Annotated in this window: 10 protein-coding genes; 7 read left to right on the top strand and 3 right to left on the bottom strand. The window is 74.6% G+C overall.

Annotation, left to right across the window (positions count from 1 at the left end):
- Positions 1 to 123: 123 nt before the first annotated feature.
- Positions 124 to 780 (bottom strand): amino acid-binding protein, encoded by a 657-nt coding sequence (locus tag I4I78_RS25095; protein ID WP_218613955.1) that lies wholly within the window; start codon positions 778 to 780, stop codon positions 124 to 126.
- Positions 781 to 1,144: 364 nt separating this feature from the next.
- On the opposite strand from I4I78_RS25095, the gene gatC reads away from it, so the two are divergent.
- The 3 genes from gatC to gatB are packed head-to-tail and all read left to right on the top strand — an operon-like array spanning position 1,145 to position 4,537.
- Positions 1,145 to 1,474, top strand: a complete 330-nt coding sequence (gene gatC, locus I4I78_RS25090; protein ID WP_218613954.1) for an Asp-tRNA(Asn)/Glu-tRNA(Gln) amidotransferase subunit GatC — start codon at positions 1,145 to 1,147, stop codon at positions 1,472 to 1,474.
- A 34-nt stretch (positions 1,475 to 1,508) separates the two neighbouring features.
- Positions 1,509 to 3,035, top strand: coding sequence for an Asp-tRNA(Asn)/Glu-tRNA(Gln) amidotransferase subunit GatA (gatA, locus tag I4I78_RS25085; protein ID WP_218613953.1), 1,527 nt, complete (start codon positions 1,509 to 1,511; stop codon positions 3,033 to 3,035).
- Positions 3,032 to 4,537 (top strand): Asp-tRNA(Asn)/Glu-tRNA(Gln) amidotransferase subunit GatB, encoded by a 1,506-nt coding sequence (gene gatB, locus I4I78_RS25080; RefSeq protein ID WP_218613952.1) that lies wholly within the window; start codon positions 3,032 to 3,034, stop codon positions 4,535 to 4,537. The genes gatA and gatB overlap by 4 nt, the downstream gene beginning before the upstream one ends.
- A 105-nt stretch (positions 4,538 to 4,642) precedes the next feature.
- Here gatB and I4I78_RS25075 read toward each other — a convergent pair whose 3' ends face one another.
- Complete coding sequence (locus I4I78_RS25075) at positions 4,643 to 5,818, bottom strand: sorbosone dehydrogenase family protein (RefSeq protein WP_218613951.1); 1,176 nt, start codon at positions 5,816 to 5,818, stop codon at positions 4,643 to 4,645.
- Positions 5,819 to 5,870: 52 nt separating this feature from the next.
- Here I4I78_RS25075 and I4I78_RS25070 point away from each other — a divergent pair, with 52 nt between their 5' ends.
- The 3 genes from I4I78_RS25070 to I4I78_RS25060 are packed head-to-tail and all read left to right on the top strand — an operon-like array spanning position 5,871 to position 8,335.
- Positions 5,871 to 6,791, top strand: coding sequence for a 2-hydroxyacid dehydrogenase (locus I4I78_RS25070; RefSeq protein ID WP_218613950.1), 921 nt, complete (start codon positions 5,871 to 5,873; stop codon positions 6,789 to 6,791).
- A gap of 45 nt (positions 6,792 to 6,836) precedes the next feature.
- Entirely contained in the window at positions 6,837 to 7,430 is a 594-nt protein-coding gene (locus tag I4I78_RS25065; protein WP_218613949.1) for a DoxX family protein, read from the top strand.
- Entirely contained in the window at positions 7,427 to 8,335 is a 909-nt protein-coding gene (locus I4I78_RS25060; protein WP_218613948.1) for an aminoglycoside phosphotransferase family protein, read from the top strand. Before I4I78_RS25065 ends, I4I78_RS25060 begins: the two co-directional genes overlap by 4 nt.
- A 64-nt stretch (positions 8,336 to 8,399) precedes the next feature.
- Here I4I78_RS25060 and I4I78_RS25055 read toward each other — a convergent pair whose 3' ends face one another.
- Positions 8,400 to 9,200 carry a PaaX family transcriptional regulator C-terminal domain-containing protein gene (locus I4I78_RS25055; protein ID WP_218613947.1) on the bottom strand — a complete coding sequence of 267 codons (801 nt, stop codon included), beginning with the start codon at positions 9,198 to 9,200 and terminating at the stop codon, positions 8,400 to 8,402.
- Between the two features lie 111 nt (positions 9,201 to 9,311).
- Here I4I78_RS25055 and I4I78_RS25050 point away from each other — a divergent pair.
- Positions 9,312 to 9,967 (top strand): VC0807 family protein (locus tag I4I78_RS25050; RefSeq protein WP_218613946.1); only part of this gene is annotated, 656 nt, incomplete at its 3' end.

The following is a 9,967-nucleotide window of genomic DNA, read 5'->3' as shown; positions in this document are numbered from 1 at the left end:
GTGGAGCCATAACGCGCCGGGTGAGCCACGAACATCGCGTTGTGGAGCCATAACGCCCCAAAGGGGCCATGGAGGGCGCGTTGTGGAGCCATGACGCGCCAAGGGGGTGGGCCAGGTTGGGTGTCAGGCGTTGAGGACGGTGGCGACGATGCCGGCCAGGTGGGACAGGCGGGCCAGCTCGGACGGGCGGAAGACCGGGCCGCCGGGGCGTCCGACCACCAGCGTCTTCGGCGGGGTGCCGGTGCCGAACGGCGCGGCGGCGAGTTCGGTGTCCAGCGCACGCCACGGGTCCGGGACCCAGTGCCGCTCGTCCAGGGCGACGGCGGAGGTGAGCGGCAGCCACGGGAGGTCCCCGGCCCGGGTCTCCGGTGAGGCGGCGCTCTCCGCGATCCGGTAGGAGCGGCCCTTCTCGCTCACCGCGACCAGTGCCCAGCCGGCCCGGAACAGACGCGGCACCTCGGCGGCGAGCCGCTCCAGCCCTTTCGACGGCGCCCCCGCGATCTCGTCGACGAGCTCCAGCTCGCGGTGGGTGTCCAGGTGCCCGGTGTGCGGGCGGACCGACTCCACCGACACCCCCGGGACCGACTCGGCCGCGGTGATCAGGACGTCCGGCGGGCGGCCGGAGGGCAGCTCCACGGCCAGGTCGTCGACCGCCTGGCCGTCGCCGCGCTCGACGACGTCCACGCTGAGGATGTCGGCTCCCGCACCGCCCAGTGCGGAGGCGACCGCGCCGAGGTTTCCGGGCTTGTCCGGGACGATCACCCGGAGCAGGAACGACACGTGCGGGGTCCTCTCCTCGACTGAAACCGGTGTCATGGCAGCACTCGGCCCACCCCCGGCGCGGTGCGGGCTCGGACGCTGATCCTGCCAGTCGTCGGCACGACCGACCGCAGCCCGGGCCGGATCGCGGTCGCCGCGCCCCGGTCCCGGATCCGAACGAGCGGGACATTCGTGGCGTCGCCGTCGCCACGAGAGCCACCCTCGTCCACGCCGGTCGCACCGCCCGCCGGGACTCAGCCGGACCGGCCTAGACTGGGCCGCTGCACCGGTGCAGCGCGCCGGTTCCCGCGCGGACCGGCGTCGCACGTCGTCAGCCGCCGGTTCGCCGGGCGTCGCGCCCAACGTCGAACACCCGAGGAGGGGCATGTCCGCCGATTCCCCCGCCGACCCCACGGGCGGGGTCATCAGCCGGGACGAGGTCGCGCACCTCGCCCGGCTCTCGCGCCTGGCCGTCACCGATGCGGAGCTGGACGTGTTCGCCGGCCAGCTCGACGTCATCCTGAGCTCGGTCGCCCGGGTCGGGGAGGTCGCCGCCGAGGACATCCCGCCGACCTCGCACGCCGTCCCGCTGCAGAACGTGTTCCGCGCCGACGAGCGCCGCCCGGGTCTGGACCAGGAGCAGGCGCTGTCCGGGGCCCCGGCCTCGGAGGACGGCCGCTTCCGCGTGCCGCGCATTCTGGGGGAAGAGCAGTGAGCACCGACGACGCACTTTCTCCCGGGGAGGAGTCATGAGCACCGACCTGACGAGGCTCACGGCCGCCGAGCTGGCCGGGAAGATCCACGCCAAGGAGATCTCCGCGGTCGAGGCCGCGCGGGCGCATCTGGACCGGATCGCCGCCGTCGACGGCGGGGAGAACGGCGTGCACGCGTTCCTGCACGTCGCGGGCGAGTCCGCGATCGCGTCGGCCGAGCTGGTCGACGCCGGGATCGCCGCGGGGACCGGGCCGGCGTCGTCGCTGGCCGGGGTGCCGCTGGCGCTCAAGGACGTGTTCACCACCCGGGACATGCCCACCACCTGCGGGTCGAAGATCCTCGAGGGCTGGCAGCCGCCCTACGACGCGACGGTCACCGCCCGCCTGCGCGCGGCCGGGGTCACGATCCTGGGCAAGACGAACATGGACGAGTTCGCGATGGGCTCCTCCACCGAGCACTCCGCGTACGGCGTGACCCGCAACCCGTGGGACCGCAGCCGGGTGCCGGGCGGATCCGGGGGCGGCTCGGCCGCGTCGCTGGCCGCGTTCGAGGCGCCGCTGGCGATCGGCACCGACACCGGCGGCTCGATCCGCCAGCCGGCCGCGTTCACCGGCACCGTCGGCGTCAAACCGACCTACGGCGGGGTGTCCCGCTACGGCCTGGTGGCCTGCGCGTCCTCGCTGGACCAGGCCGGTCCGTGCGCGCGCACGGTGCTCGACGCCGCGCTGCTGCACGAGGTGATCGGCGGGCACGACCCGCTGGACTCGACCTCGATCGACGCGCCGGTGCCGTCGGTGGTCGCGGCCGCCCGCCGGGGCGCCGAGGGTGACCTGTCCGGCCTGAAGGTCGGCGTCGTGCGCGAGCTGGGCGGCGAGGGCTACGAGCCCGGCGTCCGCACGGCCTACGACGCGTCGCTGCGCCGGCTGGAGAAGCTCGGCGCCGACCTGGTGGAGGTGAGCTGCCCGCACTTCGAGTACGCGATGGCGGCCTACTACCTGATCCTGCCCAGCGAGGTGTCGTCGAACCTGGCCCGGTTCGACGCCATGCGCTACGGCATGCGGTCGACCGTGTCGTCGGGAGGAGGCGTCGCCAGCGCCGAGGAGGTCATGGCCGCGACCCGCGAGGCCGGGTTCGGCCCCGAGGTCAAGCGCCGCATCATCCTGGGCACCTACGCCCTGTCGTCGGGCTACTACGACGCCTACTACGGGCAGGCCCAGAAGATCCGCACGCTGATCAGCCGGGACTTCGAGGCCGCGTTCACCCAGGCCGACGTGCTGGTCTCACCGACGACGCCGACCGTCCCCTTCCCGATCGGCGACAAGATCGACGACCCGCTGGCGATGTACCTCAACGACCTGGCCACGATCCCGACGAACCTGGCCGGCACGGCCGGTATGTCGGTGCCCAGCGGCCTGTCCGACGGCCTTCCGACCGGCCTGCAGATCATGGCACCGGCGCTCGGCGAGGCCTTGATGTACCGCGTCGGAGCGGCCTTCGAGGCCGCCCGCGACGCCGACGACGGCGGTCCGCTGATCGCGCGAGTTCCGGAGGTTGCCCCGTGACCGCTCCGACCCTGGTCGACTTCGACGACGTCGTCGCGCGCTTCGACCCGACGCTCGGGCTCGAGGTGCACGTCGAGCTGTCCACGAACACGAAGATGTTCTGCGGCTGCCCGACCGAGTTCGGCGCCGAGCCGAACACCCAGGTCTGCCCGACCTGCCTGGGTCTGCCCGGCTCGCTGCCCGTGGTCAACCGGACCGCGGTGGAGTCGGCGATGCGGATCGGGCTGGCGCTGAACTGCTCGATCGCCCCCTGGGGCCGGTTCGCCCGGAAGAACTACTTCTACCCGGACATGCCGAAGAACTTCCAGACCAGCCAGTACGACGAGCCGATCGCCGTCGACGGCTGGCTCGACGTCGAGCTCGACGACGGCAGCACCGTGCGGGTGGGGATCGAGCGCGCGCACATGGAGGAAGACACCGGCAAGTCGCTGCACGTCGGCGGCGCGACCGGGCGGATCCACGGCGCCGAGTACTCGCTGCTGGACTACAACCGGGCCGGCGTCCCGCTGATCGAGATCGTCACGAAGATGATCCCCGGCACCGGGGACCGGGCACCGGAGGTGGCGCGCGCCTACGTCACCCAGCTCCGCGAGCTGGTGAAGTCGCTCGGTGTCTCCGACGTCCGGATGGACCAGGGCTCGATGCGCTGCGACGTGAACCTGTCGTTGTCGCCGAAGGCCTCCGGCGAGCTCGGCACCCGTACCGAGACGAAGAACGTCAACTCGCTGCGCTCGGTCGAGCGGGCCGTGCGCTACGAGATGACGCGCCAGGCCGGTGTCCTCGACGCCGGCGGCGAGATCGTGCAGGAGACCCGGCACTTCGAGGAGCAGTCCGGCTCCACCCGCGCCGGGCGGCGCAAGGAGACCTCCGAGGACTACCGGTACTTCCCGGAGCCCGACCTGGTCCCGATCGCGCCGTCGCCGGAGTGGGTCGAGGAGCTGCGCGGCACGCTGCCCGAGCTGCCGTGGGAGCGCCGTCGGCGGATCCAGGCCGAGTGGGGCGTCTCCGACGAGGAGATCCGCGACCTGGTCAACGCCGGTGCGCTCGACCTGGTCGAGGCCACCGTCGCGGCCGGCGCGCCGTCCGGCGAGGCGCGCTCCTGGTGGGTGTCCTACCTGTCGCAGCAGGCCAACACCCGCGAGCAGGAGCTCACCGACCTGCCGATCACCCCGGAGCAGGTGGCTCGCGTCATCGCCCTGGTGGGCGAGGGGGAGCTGACGAACAAGATGGGCCGTCAGGTCGTCGACGGCGTCCTCGACGGCGAGGGCGAGCCCGACCAGGTCGTCGAGAAGCGCGGCCTGAAGGTCGTCTCCGACGAGGGCGCGCTGATCACCGCCGTCGACGAGGCCCTGGCGTCGCAGCCGGACGTGGCGGAGAAGATCCGCGGCGGCAAGATCCAGGCCGCCGGCGCGATCGTCGGTGCCGTCATGAAGGCCACCGGCGGCCAGGCCGACGCCAAGCGCGTCCGCGAGCTCGTGGTGGAGCGCTGCTCGGCGGAGTAACGGCGACGTCGTCCCGGGCAGGGCGGGCACCGCGTGTCGGCGGTGCCCGCCCCGCCCGCGTCCCGGTGTCGGGGGGCGAAGCATCGCGGCCCTGCCGGACAGGGGTCAGGCCGCGGAGCCCGCTCCGCCGCTCGGGGGCTGGATCCGGATCACTCGGTCGTCGGTGGCGCCCGGCCGGCCGCGGTCCTTGTTGGCGGTGCCGAGCCAGATCAGCCCGTCCGGGGCCGGCGCGACGGCCGCGAGCGCGCCGTAGGTCCCGGTCAGGACCGGTCTGGGGTCGCCGGTGAACGCGCCGTTCTCGCCCGGGCGCAGCACGAACAGCGCCCCGGCGCCGCGTTCGGCGACGGCCAGCGTGCCGGGCAGCACCGTGCAGCCGGCCACCCCCGGCTTGTCCGGCCAGGTCCAGGCGGGCGCGCCGAGCGGTCCCGGGGTGACACGGTGCAGGACGTCGCGGGTGGGGGTGCGGTCGGTCGCCCAGACCGTGCGGGTGACCGGGTCCACGCACAGCCCGCCCGGTGCGGTCAGGCCCGACGACAGGACCGGCGAGGCCGGGTCCGGGTTGCCGGGCACCGGGCGTCCCAGGGTGTCGATCCGCAGGACCTTGCCGGCCAGCGGCCCGGCGCCCGCGCCCGTCGCGACCAGCAGGGAACCGTCCGGGTCGACCGCGAGCGCGCCGCCGGGCCCGCGCGGGATGCCGGTCAGCACCGGCTTCGGCGGCTCGCCGGGGGCCAGGCGCAGCACCTGGACGTCGGTGGCGGTGCCGGCGAGCGCGTAGACGAGCCGGTCCTCGGCGTAGCCGGGGGAGAGCACGAGCCCGGTCAGGCCGGCCGCGGGGTCCACCGGGACGGTCGTGACGAGCTGCGGCGCGCTGTCCTTCTTCACCCGCAGCACCCGCCCGGTCGTGCGCTCGCCGACCAGTGCCTCGTCGCCGGCCGGCAGCACCGCGACGGCGCCGACCGGGCCCAGGCAGGTCGCGACGACCTGCGGGTCCGGGTCGACGCACGGTTGCGGCGCGGACGGCGACCCGCCCTGCGGCTGCTGGTCGGGCCGCGGTTCCCCCGGTGGCGGGGGCTCGGGGGAGGCCAGTGCGGGCGGGCCGCCGAGCTCCCCCTGGCCCTCGGCCCGCTCCCGCCAGTCGCGCGCGCCGTCGTCGGGGAACGTGGCGCACCCGGCGAGCAGCATCGCGACGACGAGCGCCAGACCGGCCAGGAGCCGTCGCCGGGCGGGTGCGCCGATCCCGGGCGTGGTGCTCGCGCGGGTGCGCCGGCGGACTCCGTGCATCGGCCCAGGCTAGGCGGGCGAGGGTGAGCGCCCCGTGAGTACCGTGCCGGGCATGAGTGATCCCGTCGTCGTCCTGGTCCCGCACTCCGAGGGGACGGAGATCCTCGCCGAGGTCTCCGGCCTGCACCCGGTCCTCTACGACCCGGAGTCCGCGCTGCCCGACGAGGCGGCCACCGCGCGCGTGCTGGTGCCCCCGTTCCTGGCGAACTCCGACGCCATCGCGCTCACCGACGGGATCCCGAACCTGGAGCTCGTGCAGCTGCTCACCGCCGGCGCCGAGGCCTGGGTCGGGCGGTTGCCCGAGGGCGTCGCCCTGTCCGACGGCCGGGGCGCGCACGGCGGCGCGACCGCGGAATGGGTCGTGTCGGTACTGCTCGCGGTCTACCGGCACCTACCGCGCTTCGTCCGCGCCCAGGACGAGGGCCGCTGGGACTACCACCAGACCGAGGAGCTGGCCGGCAAGAAGATCCTCATCGTCGGAGCGGGTGACGTGGCGGAGAACACCGTGCGCCGCCTGGACGGTTTCGACGTCACGACGACACTGGTCGGGCGCACCGCCCGGGACGGCGTGCACGGCATGGACGAGCTGCCGGCCCTGTTGCCCGAGCACGACGCGACGGTGCTGATCGTGCCGCTGACCGACGAGACCCGCGGCATGGTCGACGCGGAGTTCCTGGCCGCGATGCCCGACGGTGCGGTGCTGGTCAACGGCGCGCGCGGGCCCGTCTGCGACACCGACGCGCTCGCCGCGGAGCTGAACAGCGAGCGCCTGCGGGCCGCGGTCGACGTCACCGACCCGGAGCCGCTGACCGAGGGCCACCCGCTGTGGGAGGTCCCGGGCCTGCTGCTCACCCCGCACGTCGGAGGCAGCGTCCCGCTGGCGATGCGGCGGGCCTACCGCGTGGCCGCCGAGCAGCTCGAGCACGTGGTGCGCGGCGAGGAGCCGCCGAACGTCGTGCACGGCGCCTACTGACGGACCTGCGCCGACGCCGGCCCGCCGAGCGGTAGCCTCGCCCGCATGACCCAGCCCACCCAGCAGTACGACTGGGGTTCCATCGGCGGGAACGAGCCGCCGGAGCGGACCGCCACGGCGCGGCTCCCGGTACCGGCGCACGGCTCCTACGACATCGGGCTGCTGATCCTGCGCCTGGTCGTCGGCGGGATCTTCGCCGCGCACGGCGCGCAGAAGGTGTTCGGCGTGCTCGGCGGGCTGGGCCTGGACGAGACGACACGGGTGGTGTCCGGGCTGGGCTTCGTCGCGCACGGCTCGACACTGGCCTGGGGCCTCGGGATCGGCCAGCTCGTGCTCGGGATCTTCCTGGTGGTCGGGCTGATGACGCCGATCACGGCGGCCGGGCTGCTCGCCACCAAGATCGTCGCGGCGGCCGTGAGCTGGGGGAGCGTGCCGCTGTTCTCGGCGGACGGGCCGAACTCCCTGGAGCTGAACCTGCTGCTCGGTGGCGGTGCCGCGGCGCTGCTGTTCGCCGGGGCCGGGCGGGTCGCGCTGGACTCCGGGCGGACCTGGCAGCGCCGCCCGCTGCCCTACGCGTGGCTCTCGCTGATCATCGGCGTCGCGGTGGCGCTGGTCGTGCTGCTGCTCCTGCGTCGGTGAGCCTCCCGCCCGACGACGTGTGGCTGCGCGTCCTGGGCCGCCGCACCCGCACGAGCCCCGCCGTCCTCGGCCGTGAGGTGCTGACCGGCGGGTACGTGTCGTCGGCCGTGCAGCGCGTGGACCTCGACGACGGGCGCTCGGTGGTGCTCAAGGCCGCCCGTCCGGAGGAGGTCGCCGCGTTGCGGGCGGTGGCCGTCGTGGTCGGGGTGGACCGGCCGAGGATGCTGGCGTCGGGTCCGGACTGGCTGGTGCAGACCCACCACCCGGGCCCGCCCGCGCCGCCGGACGGCCCGGCGCCGGACGCGGTGTGGACGACGCTGGCCCGGGTGCACGCGCACTGGCGCCGCAACCGCCCGCGCGGGGTCCCGGTGGTCGACCCGGCGTGGTGGCGCCGGCTGTGCGCGACCGTGCTGACCGCGCTGGAGGGGGCGGGCGCGGACGCGGCCTACACCGACGCCGCGACGGCGGTGCGTGCGTGGGCGTGCGACGAGCGCGTCGGACGGGCGCTGACCGTGCTGCCGCGCACGCTGTGCCACGGCGACGCGCACCGCGGGAACGTGCTGCTCGACCCGGACGGCCCGGTGCTGATCGACTGGGGCAACGCCCGCGTCGCCCCCGCCGGCCTGGACGTCGCGGTGCTGCGCGCCCCGGACCCGTCCGGCCCCGCCGACGCGCCGCCGCACCCGGTCCCCGAGGCCTACACCGAGACCCTCGCCGCGAGCCTCGGCCGGGCCGACCCGCCGGGCCTCGTCGCCGTCGAACGGGAGTGGGGGACGTTCCAGGCGCACCTGCAGTACCTCGGCTTCGCCGCCGACCACCAGGGCCCGGACCGGGTACGGGGCATGACGACCGTCGCCGCCGCGGCGCTGGACCGCCTCGGCCCGGCCCTGTCCGCACTCGGCTGACGCCCCGACCGCCTCCCCCGGCCGCGGTGGTGAACCATGACGCGCGTGCGGCGCTCGTCATGGTTCACGAGTGCGGGTCTCGGCGGTCGGGGGGCTGTCGGTGTGGGTCCAGGTCGGCCAGGCGGCGGTGCAGGAACTGCTCGGCCGGGGGCTGGTAGCGCTCGCGCAACGCCTGCATCGCGGCCAGGAGGCGGTGGTGGGGCCAGTCCGGCGGGCGTAGCTCGTCCGGAAGCCGCGGGTCGCGGACCAGGTCGATGAACACGGCGTTGAACAGCTCACCGAAGCGGCGCAGCGTCGCGCCGTCCGCGGCCGGTGCCGTGTCCTCGGCGAGTACCGACTCGATCGTGCGGGCGTGGCCGGTGAGGGTGGCGGCGACGTCGTCGAGGTCCCAGGCCGGGACGGCCAGCCGGGCGGCCTCGGCGGTGTCCAGGGCGATCGTCGCGCGGGTGACGCGCGCGTCGTCCGGGCACTCGGCCAGGATCTCGGCGAGTGGGGCGGACCGGTCCCCGACGCTGATGAGCACGCCGGGCTGCAGCTGCCCGTAGCCGACCAGGAGCGCGACCCGGCGCAGCCGGTCCCGGTAGGCCCGACGGCTCTCCGGCACCGCGAACAGCAGCGCGTGGAAGTGGCCCTCCCAGGCCGGTGCGGCGGTGCCGATCTCCTGCCCGAGCTGCACGACGCGGCGCCCGAACGGCCCGGCCATCCGGTAGCTCGTGCCCCGCCCGGACCGGACGCCGGCCAGCTGCCCGTCCTCGCGCATCCGGGCCAGGTGCCGCCGGGCCGCCGCGGTGCCGAGCCCGAACTCCCCGAGCAGCCCGACGAGCGCGACGCCGGGCAGCTCGGAGCGTCCGGAGAGCTGGAACACCGTGGCGACCAGTCCGGTGGTCGGGCTCCGTCGGGGTCGCGCCGGACTCCCATGTGGTTCTACACTTTCGCTCACGCTCGTGAAGCCTCTCGTCACATCAGGACGGTCACCATGGCAGACGTCACCGACTCCCGTCCCTCCGACCGGCCCGCGACGGGTGGCGGGTTCGTCACGCACGTCCTGCCCTGGGTGCAGATGATCCTGCTCAACGTCGTCGTGCCGATCGTCGTCTACGACGTGCTGACCGGCCGCGGGTACGGCGAGGTCACCGCGCTGCTGCTCAGCGGGGTCGGGCCGCTGCTGGACATGCTGATCACGATCGTGCGCAGCCGCCGGGTCGACGAGTTCAGCGTGGTCGTGCTGGCGTTCCTGGCCGTCGGCGTGGTCACGTCGCTGCTCTTCTCCGACCCCCGGCTGTTCCTGCTCAAGGAGTCCGTGGCGACCGGGGTGTTCGGGGTGATCATGCTCGGGTCGCTGGTCGTGGCGCCGCGGCCGCTGATGTTCTACTTCGGCCGACGGTTCGCCACCGGCGGCGTACCGGCCCGGATCGAGTGGTGGAACGGGCTCTGGCGGTTCGCGGGGTTCCGCCGGACCCAGTGGGTGATCACCGCGACGTGGGGGACGGCGCTGCTCGCCGAGGCCGTGATCCGTGTCGTGCTGACCTACACGCTGCCGGTCGCGACGATGGTGGTCGTCAACAACGTCGCTCCGCTCGTCGTCATCGGCCTGCTGGTCCTGTGGACGGTCACCTACGCGAAGCGCGCCCA

This window comes from Pseudonocardia sp. KRD291 (genome assembly GCF_019263595.1).
GTDB lineage: Bacteria > Actinomycetota > Actinomycetes > Mycobacteriales > Pseudonocardiaceae > Pseudonocardia.
Note: the sequence above shows the minus strand (reverse complement) of the source record. Positions and strands in the feature narration are given on the sequence as shown.